Source organism: Pseudorhodoplanes sp., from assembly GCF_059499825.1.
The window spans coordinates 1-26,306 of record NZ_JCABZI010000010.1; the positions used below are offsets into that span (position 1 = coordinate 1).

Consider the following 26,306-nt stretch of genomic DNA (forward strand, 5'->3'; position numbering starts at 1 on the left):
GCTTTTTTTTTTCTTATATCCTTCGCCCGCTTTTGGGGGTCGGGCGGCCCGGGGGGTGGGGGGGGGGTGAGGGGCTTCTTCGAGATTTGTGTTCGCCTCGCCCCTCACCCCGACCCTCTCCCCGCAAGCGGGGAGAGGGAGAAGAGAGATGGAGGAATCAATGACCGAACAAAACATTCCGCTCTGGGAAGTCTTCATCCGCAGCCGCACCGGGCTCGCGCATCGCCATGTCGGCTCAGTGCATGCCGTCGATGCCGAGATGGCGCTGCAGAATGCGCGCGACGTCTACACCCGGCGCGGCGAGGGGCTATCGATCTGGGTGGTGCCGTCGCAGGCGATCACCGCCAGCGATCCGGCCGACAAGGATTCGCTGTTCGAGCCGACGGCGTCGAAAGTCTACCGCCATCCGACGTTCTATGAGGTGCCGGACGAAGTCGGGCATATGTAATCGTCAGCGGGGAGAGGTGAAGGAAACGGACATGACCGAAACTCCGCTCTTTGCCTACACGCTCCGGCTCGCCGACAACGCGCTGATCCTCGGCCACCGCGTGTCGGAATGGGTCGGGCATGCGCCGGTTCTGGAAGAAGACCTCGCGCTCGGCAATCTCGCGCTCGATCTGATCGGGCAGGCGCGCTCGTTCTATACATACGCCGGTGAGATCGAGGGTAAAGGTCGCGACGAGGATGCGCTCGCCTATCTGCGTGACGCCGCGGACTGGCGCAATGTGCTGCTGGTCGAGCAGCCAAACGGCGATTTCGCCCAGACCATCGTACGACACTTGCTCTACTCTGCCTTCGCGCATCCCTATTTCGAGGAATTGTCGCGCAGCAAGGATGCGACGCTTGCCGCCATCGCCGCAAAGGCGGTGAAGGAGATGGCCTATCATGTGCGCCACACCGGCGAATGGACCATCCGGCTCGGCGACGGCACCGACGAGAGCCATCGGCGCACTCAGAATGCGCTGGACGAACTCTGGCCCTTCACCGGCGAGCTGTTCGAAACCGACCAGATCGAGCGCGCCCTGATCGAGACGGGAATCGCGGTCGACCCTGCCAGCGTCCGCGCGCGCTGGTCGAGCACGCTCGATCATGTGTTCGAGGAGGCGGCGCTCACCCGGCCGCGCGACGGCTATATGCAGAGCGGCGGCCGCAGCGGGCGCCACTCCGAGCATCTTGGCTTCATTCTCACCGAATTGCAGTTCCTGCAGCGCACCTATCCCGGAGCCAAGTGGTGATCGCGACGGTCGCAGCGATTGATGCTCGCGAGCAGGTGGCGCGCGCCTGGAAGGCCGCGGAATCCGTGGTCGATCCGGAAATCCCGGTGCTGACCATCGCCGATCTTGGCGTGCTGCGCGATATCACCATCGTCGACGGCTTCATCGAGGCGACCATCACGCCGACTTATTCCGGCTGTCCGGCGATGAACCTGATTGCGCTCAACCTCGAACTCGCGCTCGAGGAAGCCGGCTTCCACATGCCGCGGATCAAGACCGTGCTGTCGCCGGCCTGGACCACGGACTGGATGACAGACGCCGGCAAGGCCAAGCTGAAGGAATACGGGATCGCGCCGCCAAACGGGAAGGCGTCGCGCCGCGCGCTGTTTGGCGAGGACGAGGTGGCCTGCCCGCATTGCGGCTCATCGAACACCGAGCGTCTGTCGGAATTCGGATCGACGTCCTGCAAGGCATTGTGGCGCTGCAGGGCTTGCGCCGAACCTTTCGATTATTTCAAGTGCATATGAGGCTTCGCCCATGGCCGTCGCGTTCCACACCCTGAAAGTTGCAGACGTGCGGCGCGAGACGCCCGACGCGGTGTCGATCGCGTTCGCGGTGCCGCCCGAGCTTGCGGAGGAGTATCGCTTTCATCCCGGCCAGCATCTGACGCTGCGGCGCGACTGTGATGGGCAGGACATCCGGCGCTCGTATTCGATCTGCACGGGGCTCGACGACCGCGAATTGCGGGTCGCGGTGAAGAAGGTCGATGGCGGCGTGTTTTCCACGCTGTGCAACGAGATCATCCGGCCGGGTGACATGATCGAGGTGATGACGCCGCAGGGCCGTTTCGGTGTCATGCCGGCGCCGGGCGCCGCGAAAACCTATCTCGCGATCGCGGCGGGTTCCGGCATCACGCCGGTGCTATCGCTGATGCGCAGCGTTCTCACCCGCGAACCGGGCAGCCAGTTCATGCTGATCTATGGCAACCGCACGGCCAAGGACATCATCTTCAAGGAAGCGCTCGAGGACTTGAAGGATCGTTTCCTTGGACGCCTCGTCGTGCATCACGTGCTGTCGCGCGAGCAGCAGGATATCGAGCTGTTCAACGGCCGCATCGACGCAGGCAAGATCGAAGCCCTGCTGAAATCCTTCGCGCCCGCGGAGCGGATCGATCATGCGTTTCTGTGCGGACCGGGCGCCATGATCGAGGAGGCGAGGGCAACGCTGCGGCGCCTCGGTACGCCGGAAGGCCACATCCATATCGAGTATTTTTCCACCGATGGCGTTCCGGTCGCGCCACGCCGTGCCGCCGCTGCCTCCGCCACGGAGCAGCCGGTCGCGCATGCGCATGTCACGCTGCACGGGTCGGCCTATAATATCCCGATGCTGGACGGCGAAACCGTGATCGATGCCGGCGAACGGATGGGGCTTGAGATGCCGTATTCCTGCCGCGGCGGCATGTGCTGCACCTGCCGGGCGAAGCTCGTCTCCGGCGAGGTCGAGATGGCGCTGAATTATTCGCTGGAGCCGTGGGAGCAGGAGGCCGGCTATGTGCTCACCTGCCAGGCGCGCCCGCTGACCAAAGAGATCGTCGTCGATTACGACGAGGTCTAGGCCCGACATTGCGCGCCTGCAATCAACACTTATCCGAACGGCAGGACGCAACATTGCGCCTGCCGCCGGATACTGTGCCGCAGCGGCTAGAGCATCAACGGAAAGCCGTCTCTATTTCTTGCTTGTGCACTGGCTGATGTAGGCTTGGCGCTGAGTTTTGTCGGTGATGTTTTTCGCCTTCGCCTCAGCCCGGCAGGCGTCTTTCTTCGCACGGATGGCGGACTGGTCTGGCTTCGCCGGAGCCTGGGCGAGAGCGGCAGGGGCAAATGAAACGATCAGCAGTGCAGCGAAAAGACCTGTCTTGGACATGGCATGACCCTTGGTATGCGTTAATTCGCGCGTCACGGGTGAGCCCGGACAACGGTAAAATTGCGGCAGAACAGAAGCCAGACGAAAGGCCCCAGGCTCCCTGCGATCATAGTTGATACCTGGTCGTGCCGGACCTGACGGGGTTTTATAGCGCCCGCGGTGAGATTTTGGCGGTCCGCTCAGGCGTCGCCAGCGCCTGCGCGCCCTCGATCAGCAATGTGGTTGCAAGATCTGCATAATCTTCGCGGCTCATCGTGCCGCCCTCGCGAAACCACATATAGTGCCAGTTCAGCATCCCGAACAGCGACATGGTCACGGGCTTCAGCAATGTTTTGCTGCGGCCGATCGCCGGCAGCACATCGGCAATCGCGGCGGCAAAGACCGCCACCAGATCGCGCTCCATGCCAATCAGCGCCTTCTGACGCTCCGGCGGCAGCTTCGCCATCTCGTTGATCTGAATCTTGTGCTGCTGATCGGCGTCGCGATAGGCATCGAGCAGGGCCCCAACGAGTGAACGCAACCGCTCGCGTGCCGGCAACGACATACTCACCGCATTGGCTGCGTCCAGCAACTCCTGCAAATGGACGCTGAGAATGTCGAACAGCAGCGTCTCCTTGCTCGCATAATAGTGATAGAGCAACGCTTTCGACACACCGCAGGCCGCCGCCACTTCCGCCATCGAGGTACGGTCATAGCCGTGCTGTGCGAACAGTTTGGCGGAGCGATCGAGGATCGCGCGGCGCTTGATGTCGTGATCGGCGGAGCGGGGGCGCGCCATCAGTCCTTCGGCCTCTTGTCGATCACCCGCCGCGCTTTGCCCGCGGAACGCTCCACCGCGCCGGGGTCGCCGACCAGCACCTTGATGCCGATCCCGATGTTGTTGCGGATATGCATTGCGAGCGACGCCGCCTCGGCGGTGCGCTCCGCCTCGCCGTGAACCTCCGGCCGGGCTTCGACGAACAGCGTTGCGACATCGAGCCGGTCCTCGCGCGACAGCTCGATCAGGTAATGCGGCGACAGCCCCTGGCAGCGCAGCAGCAATTCCTCGATCTGGGTCGGGAACACGTTGACCCCACGGATGATCATCATGTCGTCGGACCGGCCCGTGACCTTCTCCATGCGCCGGTGCGTGCGCGCGGTTCCGGGCAGAAGCCGCGTCAGGTCGCGGGTGCGATAGCGGATGACCGGCAAGCCTTCCTTGGTCAGCGTGGTGAAAACCAGTTCGCCCTTCTCCCCGTCCCGCAATGGCTTGCCGCTTTCCGGGTCGATCACCTCCGGATAGAAATGGTCCTCCCAGATATGCAAGCCGTCCTTGGTCTCGACGCATTCATTGGCGACGCCCGGTCCCATCACCTCGGACAGGCCGAAAATATCGACCGCATCCATGGCGAAAGCGTCCTCGAGCTCTGCCCGCATCTGGTTGGTCCAGGGCTCGGCGCCGAAAATGCCGATCGACAGCGAGCTCTCGCGCGGGTCGATGCCCTTGGCTTTGAACTCATCCAGGATCGCCAGCATGTAGCTCGGCGTCACCATGATGATGTCCGGCTCAAAGTCGGTGATGAGCTGCACCTGCCGTTCGGTCATGCCGCCGGACACCGGGATCACCGCGCAACCAAGCCGCTCGGCTCCGTAATGCGCGCCGAGCCCGCCGGTGAACAGGCCGTAACCGTAGGCAACATGCACCTTCATACCGGGACGGCCGCCGGATGCACGGATCGACCGCGCCATCAGGTTCGCCCAATTGTCGATATCGGCCTGCGTGTAGCCCACTACGGTCGGCTTGCCGGTAGTGCCGGACGAGGCGTGGATGCGCACGATTTTTTCCTGCGGCACCGCGAACATGCCGAACGGATAATTTTCGCGCAGGTCGGCCTTGGTGGTGAACGGGAATTTGGCGAGGTCTTCGAGCCGCTTGAAGTCGGATGGTCGCACGCCGGCGGCGTCGAACTTCTTGCGATAGGCCTCGACATTGTCATAGGCGTGCTTCAGCGACCAGGCGAGGCGCTGCGTCTGCAATGCGGCGATCTCGTCGCGCGAGGCGGTTTCGATCGGCTCCAGTCCATACGGCTTGTAGGATGCGTCGACCATGGCTCTATGCCTTCCCGGCAGGCAGCAACGTGCCCTCGATGGTGCGCGAATGGCCGCGGAATTCGGCGATCACGGTGCCGTCCTCGCGCGTCACGGTGATGTCGTAAATGCCGGAGCGGCCGGCGCGGTGCCGTTCGACGCCCCTTGCGATCAGGCGGTCGCCCAGCTTGCCGGCGGTGAGAAATGTCACCGCGCAATGCTGCGCCACGGTGCGCTGGTTATAGGTGTTGCAGGCGAAAGCGAAGGTTGAATCGGCCAGCGTGAAGATGAAGCCGCCATGCGCGATATTGTGGCCGTTCACCATTTTGTCGGTGATGGTCATCGCCAGCACTGCGCGGCCGGGCTCGACCGAGATCAACTGCATGCCGAGACCCTTGCTGGCAGAATCCTCCGCCCACATGGCATCGGCACAGGCGCGCGCGATTTCGCCCGCGTCCATGGTCACGATCCCTTCTCGCCGGTGAATTTCGGCGCGCGTTTCTCCATGAAGGCGCTGACGCCTTCCTTGTAGTCCGGGCTCGATCCGGCGCTGCGCTGGAAATCCCGTTCGAGGTCAAGCTGGGTGGCAAGATCGTTGGTTTCGGCAGCGTCGAGCGCGCGCTTGATCAGCGACAGTCCGTAGGTCGGACCGACGGCGAAGCGCATGCACAATTCATTGGCGGCGCCGATCAGTTCGCCATCCGGCACGCATTTCCAGATCAGCCCCCAGCTTTCCGCTGTCTCGGCCGGCAGCGGATCGGCCAAGAGCGCCAGTCCGCGCGCGCGGGCAGGGCCCACCAGCCGCGGCAGAAACCAGGTGCCGCCGGAATCCGGCACCAGTCCGATCTTCGCGAAGGCCTGCAGGAAAGACGCCGACTTGGACGCAACCACGATGTCGCAGGCGAGCGCGATATTGGCGCCGGCGCCGGCCGCAATGCCGTTCACCGCTGCAACGACAGGGAAGGGAAGCGCCCGCAACCGTCGGATCAGCGGATTGTAATATTGCTCCAGCGTGCCACCGAGTACGATGGTCTCACCGGGCTTTGCCAGCCGGTCGTTCAGATCCTGACCCGCGCAGAAGCCGCGGCCGGCGCCGGTGATCATCAGCGCCCTGCAGGTGGAATCGTTTTCCGCATCGTCGAGCGCCTTTTTCAGCGCGACATGCATATCCTCGGTGAATGAATTCAGCCGCTGCGGCCGGTTCAGCGTGATGACGCGATAGCCCGTACGCACGTCGACGAGAATGGAACTCTCGTCCATCCGCACCTCCCGATTCCCGGCGCATTGTTGCGCTCTGGTGTTTTCCACCCTTACGGCAGCAAGACAATCGACAAAGTTACTTGACTGACCGTCCGGTCGGATAATTAATATGCCGGACATTCGGGTGTCAACGCGGTCGGATTTGATAACGGCCCAAACATCCGCGGGAGGACGCATGAATTTTTTCGAGGCGCATCGCGCGCAGCTCGAACAGGCGGTCAACGCGTGCCGCACGCGCTCCTATTGGAGCGCCTATCCGGAAATTGCCAGCGGCAAGATCTATGGCGAGACCGCGAAAGCGGACGGCGAGGCCGCGTTCAAGGCGCTGCTCGGCAAGCCTTTCGATCTTGGTGAGAGCGGCGGCAGACAGGTCGGCCGCGAAGTGTCGCCCTTTGGCATGGCGCTCGGTATCACCTATCCGGCGGCCGATGCCGACGTGCTGATCGAACGCTCCATCAAGGCGGGACAATCCTGGGCGCGCGCGTCTATCGAAGATCGCGTCGGCGTTTGTCTCGAGATGGTGAAGCGTCTCAACGCGCAGAGCTTCCTGGTCGCCAACGCCGCGATGCATACGACCGGGCAGGCCTTCATGATGGCGTTCCAGGCCGCCGGTCCACATGCGCAGGACCGGGCGCTGGAAGCAATCGCCTACGCTTATGACGAGATGACTCGGGTGCCGCGTACTGCGCAATGGGTTAAGCCCCAGGCAAGGGCGATCCGATCGTGCTCGACAAGAGTTTCCGTATCGTGCCGCGCGGTGTCTCGCTGGTGATCGGTTGCGCCACCTTTCCCACCTGGAACGGTTATCCGGCGATCTTCGCCAGCCTTGCCACCGGCAATAGCGTGATCGTGAAGCCGCATCCGGGCGCTATCCTGCCGCTCGCGATCACGGTGAGGATCGGTCGCGAGGTGCTGAAAGAGGCGGGCTTCGATCCGGATGTGATCATGCTGGCCCCCGACGAAGCCGATGCACCGATCACGCAGGATCTGGCCGCGCATCCGGGTGTCGCGATTGTCGATTTCACCGGCTCGCCGGCGTTCGGGCAGTGGGTGCGCGAGAATGCAGCCACCGGCCTTGTCTATACCGAAGAGGCCGGGATCAACTCCATCGTCATCGATTCGACCGATGACTTCCGCGGCATGTGCGGCAATATCGCATTCTCGCTGTCGCTTTATTCCGGGCAGATGTGCACGGCGCCGCAGAACATTTTCGTGCCGGCCGGCGGCATCGAGACCGATGACGGGCACAAGAGCTACGACAAGGTCGCCTCCGGCATTGCGACCGCAATCGACAAGCTGCTCGGCGATCCCGACCGCGCCGCCAATGTTCTCGGCACCATCCAGAACGAGGCGACGGTGGAGCGTGTGGATACGGCGCGCAAGCTCGGCCGGATCGTGCGCGATTCAAGACCGGCTCCGATTGCCGGCTTCGACACCGCACGGACGGCATCTCCGCTGCTGCTTGCCGTGGATGCGAAAGACGACCGCGCCTGGGGTGAGGAGCGGTTCGGACCGATCGCCTTCGTGATCCGTACCGCATCGACAGACGAGTCGATTGCCCTCGCGTCGCAGTCGGCGCGACGCAAGGGCGCGATCACGGCCTCGCTCTATTCCACGGATGACAATGTGGTCGATGCGGCGGCCGACGCCTTTGCGCGCGCAGGTGTCGCATTGTCGGTGAACCTGACTGGCGGCATCTATGTCAATCAGTCGGCGGCGTTCTCGGACTATCACGTGTCGGGCGCCAATCCGGCGGGCAATGCATGCCTGACGGATTCCGCGTTCGTCGCCAATCGTTTCCGCGTCGCTCCCATGCGGCGCCAAAAAGCAGCCTGAACACGTCAGAAAATATCCAAGGGAGGATAAGCATGAGACTTCCGATCAAACTGCTCGCTGCCGCAGCGGCCATGGTGCTGTCGGCGTCGTTCGCCCAGGCACAGGCGCCGATCAAGATCGGTTCGGTGCTGTCGGTTACCGGCGGCGCATCGTTCCTCGGCGATCCCGAAAAGAAGACGCTGGAAATGTATGTCGCCGATCTCAACGCCAAGGGCGGCATCAACGGCCGCAAGATCGACCTCGTCATCTATGACGATGCCAGCGATCCCAACCAGGCGCGCACCTTTGCAACCCGCCTGATCGAGCAGGACAAGGTCGATGCGTTGCTCGCCGGGTCGACGACCGCAAGCACCATGGCGATCATTCCGCTGGCGGAAGAGGCCGAAATTCCGCTGATCAATTTCGCCGGCGCGGTGCAGGCGGTCCATCCGGTGAAGAAATGGAACTTCAAGACACCGCATACCGATCTGATGGCTTGCGAGAAGATCTTCGAAGACATGAAGAACCGCAATCTCACCAAGATCGCGATGATCTCCGGTGCCGATGCCTTCGGCAAGTCGATGCGCGACCAGTGCATGACCGTAGTCAAGAAATACGGCATCGAGGTTCTGCACGAGGAAACCTACCAGCCACGCGACAATGACATGACCGCGCAGCTCACCAACATCAAGGGCAAGGCCGGAGTGCAGGCTGTGCTCAACCCGGGCTTCGGCCAGGGGCCGGCGATCGTGACCCGCAACTACAAGCAGCTCGGCATTCCCCATCCGCTCTATCAGAGCCACGGCGTCGGCACGAAGCAGTTCATCGAACTGGCGACACCGGCGGCGGCGGAAGGCGTCCGTCTGCCGGCCGCGGCGCTGCTGGTTGCGGAGAAACTGCCCGACAGCGATCCGCAGAAGAAGGTCGTGGTCGATTACAAGAAGACCTACGAGGCCAAGACCGGCCAGCCGGTCTCGACGTTCGGCGGGCACATGTATGACGGCCTGATGATCCTGGTAGAAGCGATGAAGCGCGCCGGCGGTCCGGACAAGGCCAAGGTGCGCGACGAGATCGAGAAGACCAAGGGCTTCGTCGGCACCGGCGGCGTCGTCAACATGTCGCCGACCGATCACATGGGCCTCGACCTGTCGGCGTTCCGGATGTTGGAGATCAAGAACGGCGACTGGGAACTGGTGAAGTGAAGGTTGTCAGCGGGTAGACTCTCTGCTCCCCTCCCCACGCGAGCGTAGCGAGTGGCGGGGAGGGGTCGGGGGTGGGGGGATGAGCAGCGCGCATAGACAACGCCGAAGCGATCCTCGTATTCCGCGAGCACGTCGGCTGCGCCGCGACGTGACGTTGGCGGAGCGGAAGCTTTGGTGGCACCTCAAACGACTTTCGCCGGAAGTCTCGCATTTCCGGCGACAGGCGCCGATTGGTTCCTACTTTGTGGATTTTGCTTGCCATGCGCAGCGGATCGCAATCGAGTTGGATGGTGGCCATCACAATGAGGCGGCGCAGTTTCAACTCGACAGGCAGCGCGATGCCTACCTTGCGTCAAAGGGCTATCGCGTCTTGCGCTTCTGGAACGACGACGTGCTGACCAATATCGACGGAGTATTGTCCGTGATCGCCGATGCGCTGACATCCGTTTCGATCGCGGCGCCCCCCACCCCCGACCCCTCCCCGCCGCTTCGCGGGGGGAGGGGAGTCGCGAGCAGTGGAGGCTGAAAGAACGCCAGATGCCCGAATTTCTCCAGTTCACCTTTTCCGGACTGACCGTGGGCGCGATTTACGCCCTGGTCGCGCTGGGATTCACGCTGATCTACAACGCCTCCGACGTGATCAATTTCGCGCAGGGCGAGTTCGTCATGATCGGCGGCATGGTCACCTTCTTCGCCGTGGCCGCCGGATTTCCGCTGCCGCTTGCGGCGTTGATCGCGCTGGTCGCCGCCGTACTTGTCGGCGTGCTGCTGCACCGGCTGGCGATCGAGCCAGCCAAGGGCGCGTCACCCGTCACCCTCATCATCATCACCATCGGCGCCTCGATCTTCCTGCGTGGAATCGCCGCGGTGGTGTTCGACAAGAACTATCATTCCTATCCCGGCTTCGCGGGCACGGAGCCGATCCAGTTCGGCGGCGCAACCATCTTGCCGCAAAGCCTTATCGTGCTCGGCGGCACGCTCGTCATCGTCGTCGCGCTGTGGCTGCTCGCCACCCGCACCATGATCGGCAAGGCGATGGCGGCGACCGCCGCCAACCGGCTGGCAGCGCGGCTGGTCGGCATCAACACCGCCGCGATCGTCGGCGTATCGTTCGCGCTGTCGGCAGCGATCGGCGCCATCGGTGGCATTCTGGTGACGCCAATCACGCTGACGAATTACGATGTCGGCACGCTGCTCGCGCTGAAGGGCTTCGCCGCCGCCATGCTCGGCGGCATGGGGCATCCGCTTGGCGCGGTGGTGGGGGGGCTATTGGTCGGACTGCTGGAGACGTTCGGCGCCGGCTACATTTCATCCGCCTACAAGGATGCGGTGGCCTTCCTCGTCATTCTCGGTGTGCTGTTCGTCATGCCGCAGGGGCTGTTCGGCAAAGCCAGCATCGAGCGCGTTTGAAATGCCGAGCCTGCTGAAACGATACGGCGTCGTGCTGCTGGTCTTGGCGCTGGTGGTCGCGCTGCCATATCTCGTTCCGACCAGTTTCTATCTTCGGATTGCCGCTCTCGTTTTCATCTTCAGTCTCGCCGTTCTCGGCATCAATCTGCTGATGGGTTTTGCCGGGCAGGTCAGCCTCGGCCATGCCGGATTCTTCGGCATCGGCGCTTATGCGGTGGCGGTGCTGCCGACGCATTTCGGCATACCGTCCTGGATCGCACTGATTGCGGGCGTGATCGTTGCGGGCCTGCTGGCTTTTGTCATCGGCCGTCCGATCCTCAAGCTGAAAGGGCACTACCTCGCGGTTGCAACACTTGGTATGGGTATCCTGATTGCCATGGTGTTCACCAATGAAGCGCGCCTGACCGGCGGCCCGGATGGCATGCCGGTGCCGCGGCTGGTGCTGTTTGGATGGACCGCGCGCGGCTCGGTGACCTGGTACTGGATTTCCGGCGTGACACTTGTGCTGGCGACGCTGCTGACGGTCAACCTGATCGACTCGCCGACCGGGCGCGCGCTTCGCGCCATTCACGACAGCGAGGTGGCGTCGCGCGTGCTCGGCATCGATGTCGCGCGCTACAAGCTGATCGCTTTCGTCTTGTCCGCAATCTATGCGGCCGTGGCCGGCGCCTATCTGGCGCTGTTCGACGGACTGGTGACGCCCGCGACCGCAGGCTTCCTGCGCTCGATCGAATTCGTGGTGATGGCGGTGCTGGGCGGCCTGGGGTCGATCCTGGGCTCCATCGTTGGCGCCGCGCTGCTGACGATCCTCCCCCAATTGCTGACGGTGTTCCACGATTACGAGCACATCGCGCTCGGCGCGATCATGATCGTGTTCATGATCTTTCTGCGCGCGGGCATCGTGCCGAGCCTTGCCAGCCTGTTCCGGCGGAGCCCGTCATGAGCGTGCTGTCGACACAGGGGCTCGGCATCGATTTCGGCGGCGTGCGCGCCGTGGACGACGTGTCGCTTTCGGTCGATGCCGGCGAAATCTTCGCCATCATCGGACCGAATGGCGCCGGCAAGACCACGCTCTTCAACATGATTTCGGGGCTTTACCAGGCGCCGCGCGGCAAGGTCACGCTGGAAGGGCAGGACGTCACCAACCTGCCGGCGCATGTGCTGGCGGCGCGCGGTCTGTCGCGCACGTTCCAGAACCTGCAGATGTTCTTCCGCATGACCGCGCTGGAAAACGTGATGGTCGGCCGTCACCTGCACGAGAACCGCAACGTGTTCGCGCATATCTTCCGGCTTCCGAGCGTGGTGATTCAAAACCGCGCCTCCCGCCGTCGCGCGGAGGAATTGCTGTCGCTCGTGGGCCTGAGCAAGCTCGGCAACCGGCCGGCCGGCGAATTGCCCTATGGCGCGCTGAAGCGGCTCGAAATCGCACGCGCGCTTGCATCCGAACCGAAGGTGCTGCTGCTCGATGAGCCCGCCGCCGGCTGCAACGCAGTCGAGACCGAGGAGGTCGATGCGGTGATCCAGAAGATCGCGGCGCAGGGCGTCGCGGTCGTGCTGGTCGAGCATGACATGCGGCTGGTAATGAAGATATCGAACCGCATTCATGTCCTCGACCAGGGCCGCACGCTGGCGCAGGGCACAGCGCAGGAGGTGCGCGCGAATCCGGCGGTGATCGCGGCCTATCTCGGTGCGCATGCGGGCGGGGAGGTGGCCGATGCTGGTCATTGACAACCTGTCCAGCCGCTATGGCCGGATCGAAGTCCTGCACGGGCTTTCGCTCGAGGTGAAGCAGGGCGAGATCGTGACGCTGGTCGGCAGCAATGGCGCCGGCAAGACCACGCTGCTGCGTGCGATTTCGGGCGTGCAGCCGGTCTCGGGCGGATCGATCCGTTTCCTCGGCGATGCGATCGACCGCGTCGCACCGCATGTCCGTGTCGCACGCGGGATCGTGCAGGTTCCGGAAGGCCGGCAGGTGTTCGCGCCGCTGTCGGTCGAGGACAATCTCCGGCTTGGCGCCTGGTCGCGCAAGGACAACGAGATCGCAACCGACATCGAAGGCGTCTATGCGACCTTCCCGGTGCTCGCGGAGAAGCGAGCGATTGCCGCGGGCTCGCTCTCCGGCGGCCAGCAGCAGATGCTGGCGATGGGACGTGCTTTGATGGCCCGCCCGAAACTGATGCTGCTCGACGAACCGTCGATGGGGCTTGCGCCAATCCTGGTCGACCAGATTTTCTCGATCGTCGCCGCGCTGAAGCGGCAGGGCATCACCGTCCTGCTGGTTGAGCAGAATGCCTATGCGGCGCTTGCCATCGCTGACCGTGGCTATGTGCTGGAGACCGGACGCATCTCGCATTCCGGCACCGGGCGCGAATTGCTCAACGACACACGGGTGCGCGAGGCGTATCTGGGGGTTTAGTTTCGTAGCCCGCATGAGCGCAGCTACATGCGGGGTTGCGACCGACGCGGATATCGCTGCGCTCATCCGATGATGGATCACGTCATCCGATCGGCAGCTTGGCTTCGTCCTTCAACGTCTCCAGCACGATGCTGGAGCGCACCCGCTCCACCGCCTCGTGCGGCAGCAGCACATCGTTGACCAGCGCCGACAGCGCCCGCAGATCGGTCACCACGACCTTGAGCAGATAGTCTGAATCGCCGGTCAGCGCGTGGGTCTCCTGCACCATTGCCAGCGTCGCTACCAGATCGCGGAAGCGCCGCGCGTTGTTGCGCGAATGCGTGGCGAGTGCGACGAAGATGAAGACCGTGATGCCGAAGCCGAGCAAAGCGGGATCGAGGTCGGCGCGATAGCGGCGGATCACGCCGGCCTGTTCCAGCCGCTGGCGGCGGCGGGAGCATTGCGAGGGCGACAGCCGGACCGCATCGGCAAGCTGCTGGTTGGTCAGAGCGCCGTTATCCTGGAGCGCGGACAGCAGCTTGAGGTCGGCGTCATCGATGGTGATCGGTTCGTGTGCCATTGAGCGTAAAAATGCATGAATTGCGCATAACATAGCGAGAAAGCAACAAATTTGCACGCAATTTGCACCCGGTGTCGGGTATTTTCCACCTCAGAACAATAAGCTTTTCGCACAGGAGATCGCCATGGGTCCGTTTCCGCATGACGCGCCGGCTGCCGTCATTTCCGAATTGAATCCGATGGGCACCGACGGCCTCGAATTCGTCGAATACGCCCATCCCGAGCCGGAAAAACTCGGCAAGCTGTTCGCGACCATGGGCTTCACGCTGGTCGCCAAGCACCGCTCCAAGAACGTGCAGCTCTGGCGCCAGGGCGACGTCAATTTCGTAGTCAATGCCGAGCCGAAGTCGTTCGCACAGCGCTTCGCGGCCGAGCACGGTCCCTGCGCCTGCGCGATGGCGTTTCGTGTCGTCGATGCGAAGAAGGCCTATGAGCGCGCGCTGTCGCTGGGCGCCGAGCCCGGCGAGACCAGCGTGGGGCCGATGGAGCTTGCGATCCCGGCGATCAAGGGCATCGGCGGTTCGCTTCTGTATTTCGTCGATCGCTACGGCGAGAAAGGCTCGATCTGGGACGTGGATTTCGTCTGGACCGGCGAGCGCGACCCGAAGCCGGAAAATTGCGGTCTGTATTATCTCGATCACCTGACCCACAACGTGCTGCGCGGCCGCATGGATCACTGGGCCGGCTGGTATCAGAAGCTGTTCAATTTCCGGGAGATCCGCTTCTTCAACATTGAGGGCAAGCTCACCGGCCTGATCTCGCGGGCGATGACGTCGCCCTGCGGCAAGATCCGCATCCCGATCAACGAGTCGCTCGACGACAAGTCGCAGATCGAGGAATATCTGCGCGAATACAAGGGCGAGGGTATTCAGCACGTCGCGATGGGCTGCCGCGACATCTACGAGAGCGTCGCGAAGCTTGGCGCCAACGGCCTGCCCTTCATGCCGCAGCCGCCTGCGACCTATTACGAGAAGATCGACGCGCGTGTGCCGGGCCATGGCGAGGACATCGCCAAGCTGAAAGCCAGCGGCGTGCTGATCGACGGGGAGGGTGTCGTCGACGGCGGCATGACGAAGGTGCTGCTGCAGATTTTCTCCGGCACCGTGCTCGGCCCGATCTTCTTCGAATTCATTCAGCGCAAGGGCGATGACGGTTTCGGCGAGGGCAATTTCCGCGCGCTGTTCGAGTCGATCGAGGAGGATCAGATCCGCCGCGGCGTGCTGAAGGCGGACCAGGACGCGGCGTAAGGTCTGGGACCGCGCCGGTATCGCAAACCTGTCATGCCCCGCGCGAAGCGGGGCATCCCGCCAGGTGTTTACGGACTTGTGGCGTGGATCGCCCGCTTTTGCGGGCGATGACAGCTATCCAATGTTGAGATCACTTCCTGACAAACACCTGGAGCAGCTCCATCACCTTGTCGCGTGCCCCGGCGCCCATCTTCTCCGCGAGCTTCGCTTCGTGGCGTGCGGCCAGCGCCTTGGCGCGCTTCAGAAGTTTCTGACCGTCCTTGGTCAGTTGCAGCGCATGGGTGCGTCGATCGGTCGGGGAGGGCAGGCGCTCGGTCAGGCCGCGCTTCTGTAGATGGTCGAGCATGTGAACCAGCCGCGCGCGCTCAATCGCCAGCCGGTCGGCAAGCTCGGCCTGCGACAGCCCCGGATTGGCGCCGATCACCGTCAGCACCGAATATTGCGCTGGGCGAATGTCGATCACCGAAAGCGTGCGGATGAAGTCCTGGAACACCCAGACCTGCGCACGGCGCAGCGCGTAACCAAGATGCGTGTCGAGCACATCGAGCGCGATGTCGCGGCGGCTCTTCGGCGGACGCGATAACGGCGCCGCGGCAGGGCTGTCAGCCATTGATCCTCCCAGCGCCCGGTACGCTTGCCGGACGCAAATTGTTGTTCTCAACACTGATTGTGCTATACAACAATTTGCTCTAATCGGAAACTGGGCTTGTGCGCGGGCCGATGTCGCAGAAGTCAGGCATTGCAAGTCGGCCGAAACAATAAGAAAAAGGGACCAATCACGGTCCCAGGGTCAGCGGACCATCAAGGGAGGAGTTACAAAATGTCCATCAAGTCTCGTCTTCCGCGCGTCACGCGCCGCACCTTCGCCGCCGGTCTCGGCGCCGCAGGCATCGTTGCCGGTACCGCGCCGTTCAACATCGGCCGGGCGCAAGGCGCGCCGCTGAAAGTCGGTGTGCTGCTGCCGCGTTCGGGCGTTCAGGCCTTCATCGGCCAGGATTGCCAGCGCGGCGTCGATGTCGCAGCCGGCATTCTCAAGGATATCGGTCAGCCCAGCCTTCAGATCATGAATGCCGACACCGAGTCGGACGTCCAGATCGCCCGCGCGCAGGCCGAAAAGCTGATCAACGAAGGTGCCCAGCTTCTGGTTGGCGCGTTCGATTCCGGCCAGTCGACCGCGATCGCGCAGGTCGCAGAGCAGCGCGGCATTCCTTACGTCATCAACATTGCAGCGGCCCCGCCGATCACCGAGCAGGGCTACAAGTTCGTGTTTCGCAACTTCCCCGTAGCCGGCAAGATCACCTCGGACGCGATGACGAACCAGAAGGAAATTTTCGGCGAGACCGGCAAGGCGCCGAAGAAGGTCGCCTTCATGCATGTGACCGATACCTTCGGCAGTGCGATGGCAAAGGTGCTGCCGGGCGCGATCGAGAAATTCCAGATGCCGTATCAGATCGCGGACACCATCGCTTACGATCTGAAGGCGCGCGACCTCTCGGTCGAAGTCGCCAAGGCCAAGGGCACCGGCGCCGATGCGCTGCTGGTGGTCAGCCGGCTCAACGACGCGATCCTGATCACCCGCGAGCTGGTCAAGCAGCGCTGGGAAGGCATGGGCGTGCTCAGCATGGGCCCGGGCTGGTATGAGGACCAGTACATGAAGACCCTCGGCAAGTTGTCCGACGGTCCGATCAGCTTCGTGCCCTGGTACGATCCCAACAAGAAGCTCGCCAAGGCGTTGCAGGCGGCGCTTGCCAAGCAGTTCCCCGACACCAACATGAACACCAACCATGTCTATACGTTCGAGGCGCTGCTGATCGCGGCTGACGCCTACAAGCGTGCCGGTTCGGCCGATCCGAAAGCGCTCGCCGATGCCGTGCGTACGACCGACATCAAGGACAACGTCTCCACCGGCCCCGGCATCCAGTTCGACGCCAAGGGTCAGAACGACAAGCTGGTCAATTCGGCGATTCAGAACCGCGGCGGCAAGCTCGTCACGGTGGCCCCGAAGGGCGCCACCGACGCCAAGGTCGACTGGCCGATGACGCCCTATGCCAAGCGCTGACGCAAAATAGCGACAAGACGCTCCGGCCGCCTCGCGGCCGGAGCCGGCTCTCATCAGACTGGCCCACGCGGGATAGGCCGTGCCAACCGAAATCTATTTCAATGTCGCGATCAGCGGTCTGCTGACCGGACTGATCTACGGCCTCAGCGCGCTCGGGCTTTCCGTCATTTTTGGCGTGATCCGGATCGTGAATTTCGCCCATGGCGAGATCATGGTGCTCGGCATGTTCTTCACCGTGGTGGCGTTCCGCCATCTCGGCATCGATCCGCTGCTCGCGGTGCCGTTCATCGCGGCAATCCTGTTCTGCTTCGGCTATCTGCTGCAGGACTGGGTCGTGCGGCGGGTCGCGCATCTGCACGATTATTTCCAGTTCCTGCTGATGGCCGCAGTCGCGGTGATGCTGATCGCGGTCTGCCTGATGCTGTTCGGGCCGCAGGCGCAGGGCGTGAACGTCCCCTATGCCCTCGACTCCTTCTCGGTCGGCCCGCTGATCATCGACAAGGTGCGGCTCTACGCCGGAATTGTCGCGCTGCTCGGCTCGGGCGCGATGTTCGCCTTCTTCAAATACACCGACACCGGCAAGGCGATCCGCGCCTGCGGCGACAATTACACCGGTGCGCTCGTGGTCGGGCTGAACGTGCGCCACTATTTCGCGCTGACCTTCGCCATCGGCTGTGCGTGTCTTGGTGCCGCCGGGGCGATCATGGTGATGATCGTTGACGTGCATCCCTATCTCGGCCCGCCCTATACGCTGCTCGCCTTCATCATCGTCATTCTTGGCGGCATGGGCAGCCTGCCGGGTGCGCTGCTCGGCGGCATCCTGATCGGCATGTCGGAGGCGCTCGCGGGCATCCTGCTGCAGCCATCGCTCAAGAGCGCCTTCAGCTTCGGGATCCTGATCCTGGTGCTGCTGTTCCGTCCGCAAGGCCTGCTCGGGAAAGTTCAGCGATGAACCGGCTGTTTGACGGCGTACCGGCCCATGGCCTTGTGCTGCTTGCCCTGTTTGGGGCGGCGCTGGTCGCGGCACCCTATCTGGTCAGCAATTACGTGCTGAGCGTGCTGATCATCGTTCTGTATTTCGCCTATGTCGGACAGGCCTGGAACCTGATGCTCGGATTCGCGGGTCTGCTCTCGCTCGGGCATGCGCTGTTTGTCGGCATCGGCGCCTATGCCAGCGCGGCGCTGTTCATCCGCTACGGCATTCCGCCGCTGATCGGTGTCTTCGTCTCGGTCGCGCTGTCGGTCGCGGTCGGATGTCTGATCGGCTATCTCGGTTTCCGGTTTTCGATCCTCGGCGTCTATTTCGCGCTGTTGACCATCGCCTTCGCCGAATTCACCGGGATCATGGTGGACCACACCCGCTGGCTCGGCGGCACCGAAGGCCTGTTCCTGCCGGTCGCCAACCGCGACCGGATCGATCTCGTCAATCTTCGCGGCTCGCCGGTGATGTTCTATTACGTGATCCTGACGATGACCGCGCTCGCGCTCGCGCTGTGCCGGCTGCTGCTGAATTCAAAGCTCGGTTACTACTGGCAGGCGATCCGCGAGGATCAGCAAGCCGCGGAGGCAAGCGGCATTCATTTGTTCAAATACAAGATGATCGCGGTCGCGATCTCGTCCGGGCTCACCGGCATCGCCGGCGTCTGGTACGCCTTCTACTATAACAACCTTTTCCCGGAATCGACGTTCGGCACCAATCGCTCGATCGAGATGATCCTCGGCACCATCGTCGGCGGCGTCGGCACGCTGATGGGTCCGATTATCGGCGCCTTCGTGCTCACCCCGCTCGGCGAAACGCTGACTGCGCTGACCGAAGGCATGAAGATCGACGGCATCAAGCAGTTCTTCTGGGGCCTGTGCGTCGCCATCATCGTGCTGTTCCGCCCCTCCGGCGTGTGGCCCTGGATCGCGCGTGCGTTGCGGCTCGACAAAAAGTCGGATGGAGGCCGCTCATGACCGCGGCGTCGCTTTCGGTCAAAGGCATTTCGAAAAGCTTCAGCGGTCTGCGGGCCGTCGACGATGTGTCGTTCGAGGTCAAGGCCGGCGCGATCCAGGCCCTGATCGGACCGAACGGCGCCGGCAAGACCACGGTCTTCAACATGATCGCCGGCGTGTTCCGGCCCGATACCGGCGACGTGCTGCTCGATGGCGCCTCGCTGGTCGGCAAGCGTCCGGACCAGATCTGCCATGCCGGTGTCGGCCGCACCTTCCAGATCGTGCGTCCGTTCAACGATCTCACGGTCGAGGAGAATGTCGCGATCGGCGCGCTGGCCTGGACCGATGACGTGAAGGAAGCGCGGGACTACGCCAACGATGTCCTGAAGCTGCTCGGCCTCGACGACAAGCGCTCCGCGCGCCCCACGGGCATCACGCTGCCCGACCGCAAATGCCTGGAAGTGGCGCGGGCGCTCGCGACCAAGCCGAAAATCCTCTTGCTCGACGAGGTCATGGCCGGCCTGCGTCCGACCGAGACCGACCGCATGGTGACCGTGTTCCGCAAGCTCAACGACGATACCGGCGTCACCATCCTCTTGATCGAGCATGTGATGCGCGCGGTGATGGCGCTGTCGGCGCATATCGTGGTGGTGAATTACGGCAAGGTGATCGCGGAGGGCACGCCGGAAGTCGTGACCCGCGATCCCGACGTGCTGGCGTGCTATCTCGGCGCCGAGGCGGTGCACTGATGCTGAAGGTCGATGGCATCGATGTATTTTACGGCGACGCGCAGGCGCTCGACGGCGTGTCGGTCGAAGTGCCGAAAGGTGCGATCGTCGCGATTGTCGGCGCCAACGGTGCCGGCAAGACATCGCTGATCCGCACCATTGCCGGCATGGTCCGTCCGGTGCGCGGCAATATCCGCTTTCACGACAATGAAATCGCCGGCCTGCCGAGCTACAAGGTCTGCAATCTCGGCATCGGGCAGGTGGCCGAGGGCCGCCAGATTTTCCCTAATCTCTCGGTCTCCGAAAATCTCGACATGGGCGCGATGCTGCCGCGCGCAAGCGCGAGCCGCGTGAAGAACCGCGATCGCGTGCTGGCGATGTTTCCGCGTCTGCGCGAACGTTCGGGGCAGGCGGCCGGAACGCTCTCGGGCGGCGAACAGCAGATGCTGGCGATCGGCCGTTGCCTGATGGGTGAGCCCGAGCTGGTGATGTTCGACGAACCGTCGCTCGGTCTGGCTCCCGCCCTGGTGCAGGACGTGCTGGCCACCATCCGCGACCTCAATCGCGACGGGCTGACCTGCGTGCTGGTCGAACAGAACGTGGCGGTCTCGCTGAAGCTCGCGAGCCGTGCCTATGTGCTGGAAAACGGCCGCATCACGCTGACCGGCACGGGCCAGGAATTATTGGCCGACGATCGCGTCCGGCAGGCGTATCTGGGAATGTAGAGAGGGACTACCGCCGCATCAGCGCGTTGAGGGCCGCGACGCGTACCGGCAGCGGCGATTCCGGAAACAGCGCGCGCAACTGGCTAAGCGCCTGCGAGGCGGTCGACGGCTGCTTTTCCACCAGCACATGCGCCATCGCGCGGGCCAGCTGGGTTTCGCTCTGGCCGGTCATGAAAGCCGGCGCCAGGGTGACGTCGCCAAAAGCCTCGGGCTCGGCGATCCGAACGGTCTTGCGGGCAGCAAGCATGGTCATCAACGTCCTCACAACGTCTGTCCTGTTCCGGTCCGGCTGTAACGCGGCTTATCTGATTTGGTTCCTCCTTGGGAAGCCCCGGCGGTCGATTTTATGTTATTTGAATCAATGGTTTGCGCAATCCTGACGAGTCGGAGCAAGATTGCGCAACCGGGATTTGACTAAATGCACGCGCCTCGGCAAATCGGCTCGGGACGGGCCGGAGGCCCGCAGGGAGAGAAACCATGAAGCTGTATTATGCGCCCGGAGCGTGTTCGCTCGCCGTCAACATCGCGCTGCACGAGGCGGGGATCGCGTTCGATCTCGAGCGCGTCGACAACAAAACCAAGGTCACCAAGAGCGGCGAGAATTTCTGGGACGTGAACCCGAAGGGTGTGGTCCCGGTGCTCACACTCGACAGCGGCGAGACGCTGACCGAGGTGGTGGCGCTGCTGCAATACGTCTCCGACCAGAAGCCCGGGGCCGGCCTGATGCCGAAAGCCGGCACCATGGATTATTATCGCGCGCTGGAATGGTTGTCCTTCATCGGCACTGAACTGCACAAGCAGTTCACGCCGCTGTTCAAGGAGGGCACGCCCGGCGACTACCGGATGATCGCCAAGCAGAATGTCATGAATGCCTTCAAGCATATCGATGAGCACCTCGCCGGCCGGCAATGGCTGGCGGGCGATCGCTATTCGATTGCCGACATCTACCTGTTCGTGGTGTCGAACTGGGGACGCTTCCAGGAAATCGACGTCGCGCAATGGCCGAACCTGAACGATCTGCGCACGCGCATCCGCGCGCGGCCCAAGGTCGAGGAGGCGATGAAGGCGGAAGGGCTGATCAAGCCGGCAGCGGCTTGAGGGCTCGTTTTTCCGCGCCGAGCGGTGCGCGTAAATCCTGGGCGCGCGGCCGGTGGCCGCGCGCCGGAATTGCAAAAGTTACTTCGGCTTGCCGATCGTCACCGTGAGCGAACCGACGCCCGCGACCTCGCACTCGATCTTGTCGCCGATATTGACCTGGCCGACGCCGGCCGGGGTGCCGGTCATGATGATGTCGCCCGGCGCGAGTTCGACCATCTCCGACAGCTTCCAGATCGTCTCCGGAACGTTCCAGATCATCTGGTCGAGGTCGCCGTCCTGCTTCACCGCGCCGTTGACCTTGAGCACGATGCGGCCCTTGGTTGGGTGGCCGATTTCGGAGGCCGGCACCAGCGGACCGCACGGTGCGGAGGCGTCGAAGGCCTTGCCGATTTCCCACGGGCGCTTGACCTCGCGGGAGGCGATCTGCAGGTCGCGGCGGGTCAGGTCGATGCCGACGCCATAACCCCAGATGCAGTCATTGGCCTTGTCCGGCTTGATGTTGATGCCGCCGGACTTCAGCGCCACCACCAGCTCGACCTCGTGATGCATGTCCTTGGTCAGCGGCGGGTAGGGCACCACGCCGCCATCCGGGACAATGGCGTCGGCCGGCTTGGCGAAGAAAAACGGGGGCGCGCGTTCGTCCTGCCCCATCTCGCGGATGTGCTCGATGTAATTGCGGCCGACGCACCAGATGCGGCGGACCGGAAATTTTTCGGATGAGCCTTTGACCGCGAGTGCGGCCTGGGGCGGCGGAGGTATGACGTAACGATCGCTCATAGCCGATGATGCTTTTTTGTCACAGGCAGCCGAAGTTCGGCAGGGAATGCGGCACGCGGTCGCAATAGCGATTGGCCGCAGGTGGGGCCTCCGCATAGCATGGCACTGGATGGCGTCAAAGCGCGCGCGGGTCGAACGGCCTGTTGCTGCTGCTGCCGGCGCCAAACATTTGAGCGGGGGCTGCGAACGCCGGGATTGGGGGATCCCGGCGTTCGTATTTTTTACGGACTAAAGTCCCGGCGCTCGCGTGACGAAGCGAACGCCCCTTGTGCTGGTGGCCTGATCTCAGCCCGAGATGGCGCTCAGGCTCAGCGCCAGCCGCCGCCGGGCAGCGGACCGTGATACGGCGTGTCACGGCAATGTCCCCACGGACCGCGCCAGTATCCCGGAGGGCACTCGTGCCACGTCCACATGTAACGGCCGTAATATCCGCCCGGATAGGGGCCGGTGCCGTAGCGATGGCAGGCACCGCCGGGGCCGCGGTAGCGGGCAGGGCCGCAGCCCTGGGCGACTGTCTCGACGCTGGGCTGGATTTCGATTTGCTGAACGACAGCCGGCGCAGCTTGCGCCGACGAGAGCAGAGCCGCTGCGAGCGGCAAGGCCAGAAGAGTTCTGATCATCGAGTCGCCTCCTGATTTGGACAGCGATTCGATATCATTCGTTGACGCCGGTCTGAAACGTCCAAGCGCGATAGCACTTATGATGATTTAACATCGCGGGTTCCAATGCCCGCAACCGCGCTTGTACGATTCGGTCCTGATATTTGTGCGACCGATCGCTCGCCGGAACGACTGCTTACTCCGCCGCGACGGTGTCCGCGGTCGGAAATTCCTGCGCCTGCAATTGCAGCCGGTAGAACGACGCATAGCGACCGCCCTGGCGGAGCAATTCGTCGTGACGGCCCGATTCCGCCACCACGCCCGCTTCAATCACGAAGATGCGGTCGGCATGGGCGATGGTGTTCAGGCGATGCGCGATGGCGATAGTCGTGCGCCCCTGGGTCAGATGCGCGAGCGCGCCCTGGACCAGCCGCTCGGATTCGGAGTCGAGTGCGGCCGTCGCCTCGTCGAGCAGGATCAGTCTGGCGTCGCGGATCAGCGCGCGCGCGATGGCGATGCGCTGCCGCTGGCCGCCGGACAATTGCAGGCCCTGCTCGCCGGTATGGGTGTCGTAGCCTTTCGGGAACGACATGATGAAGTCATGCGCGTTGGCGGCTTTGGCGGCGGCGACGATGTCGTCTTCGGTTGCGCCGTCCTTGCCGAACGAGATGTTGTCGCGGATCGTGCCGTGGAACAGGAATACGTCCTGTCCGACATAGGCGATCTGCTGGCGCAGCGAGTGACGCGACACGCTGGCGATATTCTGCCCGTCGATCTCGATCGCGCCGGATTGCGGCTCGTAGAGACGCAGGATGGAATTGAGGATGGTCGACTTGCCGCCGCCGGAGGGGCCGACCAATGCGCTCATCTGGCCGGCCTCGGCGACGAGTGAGATGCCGCGCAGGACCGGCTCATTCTCGCGATAGGACAACCACACGTCGCGGAACTCGACCTGGCCCTTGTCCATCACGAGTTTCGGCTTGTCGTTGTCGGCGGCTTCGGTCGACGGCGCGTCGATGATGTCGAACAGCTGGCGCACGCCGATCAGTCCGGCATTCAATTCGATATTGAGCCGCGCCAGCCGCTTGGCCGGCTCGTAGGCCAGCAGGAACGCGGTGATGAAGGAGAAGAACTCGCCCGGCGTGGCGTTCATTTCGATGGTGCGATAGCCGCCATAAATGACGCCCGCTGCGATGGCGACGCCGGCCAGCGCCTCCATCATCGGGCTCGAGCGGTTCGACACGCGCGCCATCTTGTTGGCTTCGTGTTCGACCGCGGCGACGTTGTCGTAATAGCGCTTGCGCAGGCGGTCTTCGAGCGTGAAGGCCTTGACGATACGAATGCCCTGGACGGTCTCCTGCATGGTCTCGAACAGCCGGGTGCCGCCGGTAAACTGCGCCTTCGCAACCGCCTTCACGCGGCGCACCAGCTTGCGGATCATCCAGATCGCCGGCGGCGCGATCACCGCGGCGGACAGCGACATCACGGGATCCTGGATCACCATCACGGTGGCGAGACCGACCAGAGACAGGAAATCGCGGCCGACAGCGGTGATCAGCAGGTTGAGCACCTGCATCGCGGACACCGCTCCGGTCGACAGCCGGTGCAGGAATTCCGACGAATGCCGCTCGGCAAAGAAGCCGAGATTCTGTTGCATCAGCCGGTCGAACAATTTCCGCTGGTTTTCGGCGATGATGGCATTGCCGACTTGCGACAGGATCACCGCCTGGAGATAGGTGGCGCCGCCGCGCGCGCAGAAAATCACGATCGTGAACAGGCCGATGACCACGATCGCGTGGAAGCTGCGATCGACATAGGCCTTGTTGACGATGGTGCCCATCAGATAGGCGATCGCGGCCGTGCCGGCCGCCGAGATTGCCATGAAGAAAAAGGCGGTGGCGTAGGATTTCCAGTGCTTCGCGCCGTACTCGGTCACGAGCCTGCGAATCAGCTGATACGAGCTTTCCTTGTCGGCCGGGACGGGAGGCGCCATTCGATATCAAGCCTGTACGGGATCATCGGACAGGGCGTCCGCCCCGCCGGCTACCTGCCCGCTTGGGGGCGAGATTTCAAGTCTATTACCCTTTTCCGGGCCATGACGTTCGCGGTCCGTAGCCCGGATGAGCGAAGCGAAATCCGGGGACCACCCGCATATCGCTTCGCTCATTCGGGCCACTGAATGGGTTACCGGCCGCGAGGGGGCGGACGGAGAAACCTAGCTGTTCCGGGTCCGCAATTTCTGTTCCCATTCCAGCGCGTCCCGCACGATGACGGGCAGATCGTCATAGCGGGGTACCCAGTGCAGGATCTCCCGTGCCCGCTCGGAGGCCGCCACAATCCGGGCCGGGTCGCCCGGCCGGCGCTCGGCTAGTTCGACCCGGAAATCGACCCCGGAAACCTGCTTCACGGTGTCGATCACCTGGAACACCGAGAAACCGCGTCCATAGCCGCAATTGAAGGTGGCGCTGTCGCCGCCCGCGCGCAGATAGCGCAGCGCATCCGAATGCGCCCGGACCAGATCGCTGACATGGATATAGTCGCGGATGCAGGTGCCGTCGGGGGTCGGATAGTCGGTGCCGAACACATCCATTTTCTGGCGCAGGCCGAGCGCGGTCTGGACCGCGACCTTGATCAGATGCGTGGCCGCGGGGGTGGACTGGCCGGTACGCATCTGCGGGTCGGCGCCGGCCACGTTGAAATAGCGTAGGACCGCGTATTTCAGCGGATGGGCGAAAGCGGTGTCGCGCAGGATGATTTCGGTCATCAGCTTCGACGAACCGTAGGGCGACATCGGATCCGGCGCGGCATCCTCCGCCACCGGCACCGACTTCGGATTGCCGTAGACCGCGGCGGTGGAGGAAAAGATGAAATGCTTCACGCCACCTTTCACCGCGCCCTCGATCAGCGTGCGGGAATTGGCGGTGTTGTTCCTGTAATAGCCCAGCGGATCGGCGACCGAGTCCGGCACCACGATCGAGGCGGCGAAATGGATGATCGCGTCGACCCCGTGCTTCGCGATGATCGACCGCGCCAGGTCCTCGTCGCCGGTATTGCCCTCGTAAAATGGCACATGGTCCGGAATGGCCCAGCGAAAGCCGGTGGACAGATTGTCGAGTACGACCACGTCCTCGCCGGCGTCGAGCAATTCGTAAACCATGTGGCTGCCGATATAGCCGGCGCCGCCGGTGACGAGGACGGTCATGGACCGGGATCTCCGCAAAAGAATCCCGCGACCATAGGCGACGGCCATGAAAAATGAGTAATAAGAGGTCC

The 26,306-nt window shown here is 63.3% G+C and carries 29 protein-coding genes and 1 pseudogene; 18 read left to right on the forward strand and 12 right to left on the reverse strand.

All coding sequences use genetic code 11. From position 1 onward, the window contains the following. The first annotated feature begins 160 nt into the window (after positions 1-160). The 4 genes from paaB to paaE are packed head-to-tail and all read left to right on the forward strand — an operon-like array spanning position 161 to position 2,828. A complete protein-coding gene (gene paaB, locus AC5I5I_RS13800) occupies positions 161-448 on the forward strand; it encodes a 1,2-phenylacetyl-CoA epoxidase subunit PaaB (protein WP_495973922.1) in 288 nt (95 codons plus the stop codon). A 31-nt stretch (positions 449-479) separates the two neighbouring features. Further along, positions 480-1,235, forward strand: a complete 756-nt coding sequence (gene paaC, locus AC5I5I_RS13805) for a 1,2-phenylacetyl-CoA epoxidase subunit PaaC (protein ID WP_495973924.1) — start codon at positions 480-482, stop codon at positions 1,233-1,235. Next, the gene (gene paaD, locus AC5I5I_RS13810; protein ID WP_495974781.1) at positions 1,235-1,741 is read left to right on the forward strand and encodes a 1,2-phenylacetyl-CoA epoxidase subunit PaaD; all 507 of its coding nucleotides are present in this window, start codon (positions 1,235-1,237) and stop codon (positions 1,739-1,741) included. The genes paaC and paaD overlap by 1 nt, the downstream gene beginning before the upstream one ends. Positions 1,742-1,751: 10 nt before the next feature. After that, positions 1,752-2,828, forward strand: coding sequence for a 1,2-phenylacetyl-CoA epoxidase subunit PaaE (paaE, locus tag AC5I5I_RS13815; protein ID WP_495973926.1), 1,077 nt, complete (start codon positions 1,752-1,754; stop codon positions 2,826-2,828). Positions 2,829-2,939: 111 nt separating this feature from the next. On the opposite strand, the gene AC5I5I_RS13820 is transcribed toward paaE, so the two are convergent. The 5 genes from AC5I5I_RS13820 to paaG all read right to left on the reverse strand — a co-directional run bounded on the left by AC5I5I_RS13820 (position 2,940) and on the right by paaG (position 6,464). After that, the gene (locus AC5I5I_RS13820) at positions 2,940-3,137 is read right to left on the reverse strand and encodes a hypothetical protein (RefSeq protein WP_495973928.1); all 198 of its coding nucleotides are present in this window, start codon (positions 3,135-3,137) and stop codon (positions 2,940-2,942) included. A 145-nt stretch (positions 3,138-3,282) separates the two neighbouring features. After that, entirely contained in the window at positions 3,283-3,915 is a 633-nt protein-coding gene (locus AC5I5I_RS13825; protein WP_495973930.1) for a TetR/AcrR family transcriptional regulator, read from the reverse strand. Continuing rightward, entirely contained in the window at positions 3,915-5,225 is a 1,311-nt protein-coding gene (paaK, locus tag AC5I5I_RS13830; protein WP_495973932.1) for a phenylacetate--CoA ligase PaaK, read from the reverse strand. The genes AC5I5I_RS13825 and paaK overlap by 1 nt, the downstream gene beginning before the upstream one ends. Before the next feature lie 4 nt (positions 5,226-5,229). Then, a complete protein-coding gene (paaI, locus tag AC5I5I_RS13835; RefSeq protein ID WP_495973934.1) occupies positions 5,230-5,664 on the reverse strand; it encodes a hydroxyphenylacetyl-CoA thioesterase PaaI in 435 nt (144 codons plus the stop codon). Positions 5,665-5,666: 2 nt separating this feature from the next. After that, positions 5,667-6,464 carry a 2-(1,2-epoxy-1,2-dihydrophenyl)acetyl-CoA isomerase PaaG gene (gene paaG / locus AC5I5I_RS13840; protein WP_495973936.1) on the reverse strand — a complete coding sequence of 266 codons (798 nt, stop codon included), beginning with the start codon at positions 6,462-6,464 and terminating at the stop codon, positions 5,667-5,669. Positions 6,465-6,639: 175 nt separating this feature from the next. Here paaG and paaN point away from each other — a divergent pair. From paaN to AC5I5I_RS13875, 7 genes and pseudogenes are all read left to right on the forward strand, one after another. Continuing rightward, positions 6,640-8,300, forward strand: a pseudogene (paaN, locus tag AC5I5I_RS13845) (phenylacetic acid degradation protein PaaN). Positions 8,301-8,332: 32 nt separating this feature from the next. Then, entirely contained in the window at positions 8,333-9,481 is a 1,149-nt protein-coding gene (locus AC5I5I_RS13850) for an ABC transporter substrate-binding protein (protein WP_495973938.1), read from the forward strand. Positions 9,482-9,560: 79 nt separating this feature from the next. Next, entirely contained in the window at positions 9,561-10,007 is a 447-nt protein-coding gene (locus AC5I5I_RS13855; RefSeq protein WP_495973940.1) for an endonuclease domain-containing protein, read from the forward strand. Between the two features lie 11 nt (positions 10,008-10,018). Next, positions 10,019-10,891: a branched-chain amino acid ABC transporter permease gene (locus AC5I5I_RS13860; protein WP_495973942.1), complete on the forward strand. Its 873-nt coding sequence runs from the start codon at positions 10,019-10,021 to the stop codon at positions 10,889-10,891. Position 10,892: 1 nt separating this feature from the next. Continuing rightward, positions 10,893-11,834, forward strand: a complete 942-nt coding sequence (locus AC5I5I_RS13865) for a branched-chain amino acid ABC transporter permease (protein ID WP_495973944.1) — start codon at positions 10,893-10,895, stop codon at positions 11,832-11,834. Further along, positions 11,831-12,619, forward strand: a complete 789-nt coding sequence (locus AC5I5I_RS13870; protein WP_495973946.1) for an ABC transporter ATP-binding protein — start codon at positions 11,831-11,833, stop codon at positions 12,617-12,619. Before AC5I5I_RS13865 ends, AC5I5I_RS13870 begins: the two co-directional genes overlap by 4 nt. After that, positions 12,606-13,307 (forward strand): ABC transporter ATP-binding protein, encoded by a 702-nt coding sequence (locus tag AC5I5I_RS13875; protein WP_495973948.1) that lies wholly within the window; start codon positions 12,606-12,608, stop codon positions 13,305-13,307. The genes AC5I5I_RS13870 and AC5I5I_RS13875 overlap by 14 nt, the downstream gene beginning before the upstream one ends. A gap of 82 nt (positions 13,308-13,389) precedes the next feature. Here AC5I5I_RS13875 and AC5I5I_RS13880 read toward each other — a convergent pair whose 3' ends face one another. Continuing rightward, positions 13,390-13,866 carry an Lrp/AsnC family transcriptional regulator gene (locus AC5I5I_RS13880; protein ID WP_495973950.1) on the reverse strand — a complete coding sequence of 159 codons (477 nt, stop codon included), beginning with the start codon at positions 13,864-13,866 and terminating at the stop codon, positions 13,390-13,392. Positions 13,867-13,990: 124 nt separating this feature from the next. Here AC5I5I_RS13880 and hppD point away from each other — a divergent pair, with 124 nt between their 5' ends. After that, positions 13,991-15,112 carry a 4-hydroxyphenylpyruvate dioxygenase gene (hppD, locus tag AC5I5I_RS13885; protein WP_495973952.1) on the forward strand — a complete coding sequence of 374 codons (1,122 nt, stop codon included), beginning with the start codon at positions 13,991-13,993 and terminating at the stop codon, positions 15,110-15,112. Positions 15,113-15,242: 130 nt separating this feature from the next. On the opposite strand, the gene AC5I5I_RS13890 is transcribed toward hppD, so the two are convergent. Further along, on the reverse strand, positions 15,243-15,722 hold the full coding sequence (locus tag AC5I5I_RS13890; protein WP_495973954.1) for a MarR family winged helix-turn-helix transcriptional regulator: 480 nt from the start codon (positions 15,720-15,722) through the stop codon (positions 15,243-15,245). Positions 15,723-15,932: 210 nt separating this feature from the next. Between AC5I5I_RS13890 and AC5I5I_RS13895 the strand changes: the two genes are divergently transcribed. The 5 genes from AC5I5I_RS13895 (at position 15,933) to AC5I5I_RS13915 (ending at position 20,559) form a co-directional block, all read left to right on the forward strand. Beyond that, positions 15,933-17,171, forward strand: coding sequence for an ABC transporter substrate-binding protein (locus AC5I5I_RS13895; RefSeq protein WP_495973956.1), 1,239 nt, complete (start codon positions 15,933-15,935; stop codon positions 17,169-17,171). Between the two features lie 79 nt (positions 17,172-17,250). Further along, positions 17,251-18,123, forward strand: coding sequence for a branched-chain amino acid ABC transporter permease (locus AC5I5I_RS13900; protein WP_495973958.1), 873 nt, complete (start codon positions 17,251-17,253; stop codon positions 18,121-18,123). Next, the gene (locus AC5I5I_RS13905) at positions 18,120-19,127 is read left to right on the forward strand and encodes a branched-chain amino acid ABC transporter permease (protein ID WP_495973960.1); all 1,008 of its coding nucleotides are present in this window, start codon (positions 18,120-18,122) and stop codon (positions 19,125-19,127) included. The genes AC5I5I_RS13900 and AC5I5I_RS13905 overlap by 4 nt, the downstream gene beginning before the upstream one ends. Beyond that, on the forward strand, positions 19,124-19,855 hold the full coding sequence (locus AC5I5I_RS13910) for an ABC transporter ATP-binding protein (RefSeq protein WP_495973962.1): 732 nt from the start codon (positions 19,124-19,126) through the stop codon (positions 19,853-19,855). Before AC5I5I_RS13905 ends, AC5I5I_RS13910 begins: the two co-directional genes overlap by 4 nt. Beyond that, entirely contained in the window at positions 19,855-20,559 is a 705-nt protein-coding gene (locus AC5I5I_RS13915; RefSeq protein WP_495973964.1) for an ABC transporter ATP-binding protein, read from the forward strand. Before AC5I5I_RS13910 ends, AC5I5I_RS13915 begins: the two co-directional genes overlap by 1 nt. A 7-nt stretch (positions 20,560-20,566) precedes the next feature. Here AC5I5I_RS13915 and AC5I5I_RS13920 read toward each other — a convergent pair whose 3' ends face one another. Further along, positions 20,567-20,812: a hypothetical protein gene (locus AC5I5I_RS13920; protein ID WP_495973966.1), complete on the reverse strand. Its 246-nt coding sequence runs from the start codon at positions 20,810-20,812 to the stop codon at positions 20,567-20,569. 224 nt (positions 20,813-21,036) lie between these two features. On the opposite strand from AC5I5I_RS13920, the gene gstA reads away from it, so the two are divergent. Beyond that, positions 21,037-21,657: a glutathione transferase GstA gene (gstA, locus tag AC5I5I_RS13925; protein ID WP_495973968.1), complete on the forward strand. Its 621-nt coding sequence runs from the start codon at positions 21,037-21,039 to the stop codon at positions 21,655-21,657. Positions 21,658-21,735: 78 nt separating this feature from the next. On the opposite strand, the gene AC5I5I_RS13930 is transcribed toward gstA, so the two are convergent. From AC5I5I_RS13930 to galE, 4 genes are all read right to left on the reverse strand, one after another. Then, positions 21,736-22,434, reverse strand: a complete 699-nt coding sequence (locus AC5I5I_RS13930; RefSeq protein ID WP_495973970.1) for a fumarylacetoacetate hydrolase family protein — start codon at positions 22,432-22,434, stop codon at positions 21,736-21,738. Between the two features lie 308 nt (positions 22,435-22,742). Next, a complete protein-coding gene (locus AC5I5I_RS13935) occupies positions 22,743-23,054 on the reverse strand; it encodes a hypothetical protein (protein WP_495973972.1) in 312 nt (103 codons plus the stop codon). A 175-nt stretch (positions 23,055-23,229) separates the two neighbouring features. Further along, a complete protein-coding gene (locus AC5I5I_RS13940) occupies positions 23,230-25,026 on the reverse strand; it encodes an ABC transporter ATP-binding protein (RefSeq protein ID WP_495973974.1) in 1,797 nt (598 codons plus the stop codon). A gap of 222 nt (positions 25,027-25,248) precedes the next feature. Continuing rightward, a complete protein-coding gene (gene galE, locus AC5I5I_RS13945; RefSeq protein ID WP_495973976.1) occupies positions 25,249-26,235 on the reverse strand; it encodes a UDP-glucose 4-epimerase GalE in 987 nt (328 codons plus the stop codon). Positions 26,236-26,306 lie beyond the last annotated feature (71 nt).